The 1,389-nt window shown below is 61.7% G+C and carries 3 protein-coding genes; 2 read left to right on the top strand and 1 reads right to left on the bottom strand.

The window, feature by feature from the left end; translation table 11 throughout:
- On the bottom strand, positions 1 to 151 hold a 151-nt coding region (locus HX846_RS30885), incomplete at its 3' end, for a LysR family transcriptional regulator (RefSeq protein WP_178966847.1).
- Positions 152 to 255: 104 nt separating this feature from the next.
- Here HX846_RS30885 and HX846_RS30880 point away from each other — a divergent pair.
- Both HX846_RS30880 and HX846_RS30875 read left to right on the top strand, forming a co-directional pair.
- On the top strand, positions 256 to 1,128 hold the full coding sequence (locus HX846_RS30880; RefSeq protein ID WP_087692577.1) for an MBL fold metallo-hydrolase: 873 nt from the start codon (positions 256 to 258) through the stop codon (positions 1,126 to 1,128).
- A 34-nt stretch (positions 1,129 to 1,162) separates the two neighbouring features.
- On the top strand, positions 1,163 to 1,389 hold a 227-nt coding region (locus HX846_RS30875), incomplete at its 3' end, for an NAD(P)-dependent oxidoreductase (protein WP_178966846.1).

The raw sequence follows: 1,389 nt of genomic DNA, 5'->3' as shown, positions 1-1,389 counted from the left end.
GGTGCATCAGGCGCGCGCCGACCCAGTCTTCCAGCTCCGCCAGGTAGCGCGACACCACCGGGCGCGACAGGTCCAGATGGTCGGCTGCCGCCGACTGGCTGCCCAAGTCCACCACCGCGACAAACACCCGCATTGCTTGAAGACGATCCATGATTTGCCCGCTTTTAGAAACAAACTATGTCCAAGCATCGCATTTTTTGTAGCGTTTGGTGCAACTAAGCTCTGTCCACACCTTACCGATGACTGGAGCTGCACATGTTTGGATTCTCCCCGCTCAAGCGCGTGGCCCTGGCCGCCGCCTCCCTGGCCTTCGCCGCGCACGCCATGGCGGCCGACTTGACTCTGGACGCCTACAACCCGGGCGAAACCGCGATGATGCCGGTCACCTCGGTACTGGTCAGCGGCGACAAAGATGCGATCCTGGTGGACGCCCAATTCGGCAAGACCCAGGCCGAGCAACTGGTGCAAAAAATCCGCGCCAGCGGCAAGCGCCTGACTACCATCTACATCAGCCACGGCGACCCGGACTACTACTTCGGCCTCGATACCCTGACCGCCGCCTTCCCCCAGGCCAAAGTCCTGGCACCGCAGCCGGTGGTGGACCATATCAAGGCCACCGTTGAACACAAACTGGCGTTCTGGGGCCCGAAACTGGGCGCGGACAAGCCTGGCAAAGCCGTCATTCCCCAGGTGCTTGAGGGCCACAGCCTGACCCTCGAAGGCAAGCAGTTGGAGGTGATCGGCCTCGACGGCGCACAACCGGACCGCACCTTTGTGTGGATCCCGTCGATCAAGGCAGTGGTCGGTGGTGTGGTGGTCTCCGAGAACATTCATGTGTGGATGGCCGACACACAGACCGCGAAGTCCCACACCGATTGGCTGGCAACCCTGCAACGTATCCAGGACTTGAAACCGCGCACCGTGATCCCGGGTCACTACCTGGGCACACCGTCGCTCAAATCCGTAGCGTTCACCGCCGACTACATCAAGGCGTTTGATGAAGAAACCGCCAAGGCCAAGGACTCTGCCGCCCTGATCGCGGCGATGCAAAAGCGTTACCCGAACCTGGGCGACGAAAGCACCCTGGAACTGGGCGCCAAAGTCGCCAAGGGCGAAATGCAGTGGTGAGTCGATTCAACCCTTAACCGTACTGGAGAACGTCATGAGCAAGATCGCAATCATTGGTGCCACCGGTCGTGCCGGTAGCCAACTGCTGGAAGAAGCGCTGCGTCGCGGGCACACCGTCACGGCCATCGCACGTAATACCGACAAGATCGGGGCGCGCCCTGGCGTCACCGCCAAGCAAGTCGATGCGCTGGATGCCCAGGCACTGGAACAGGCCATCCGCGGCAACGACGTGGTGATCAGTGCGGCGCACTTCGCCACCCT

This window comes from Pseudomonas sp. K5002, from assembly GCF_013386655.1.
Taxonomy (GTDB): domain Bacteria; phylum Pseudomonadota; class Gammaproteobacteria; order Pseudomonadales; family Pseudomonadaceae; genus Aquipseudomonas.
The sequence above is the reverse complement of the archived record's forward strand: the minus strand, read 5'-3'. Positions and strand labels throughout refer to the sequence as shown.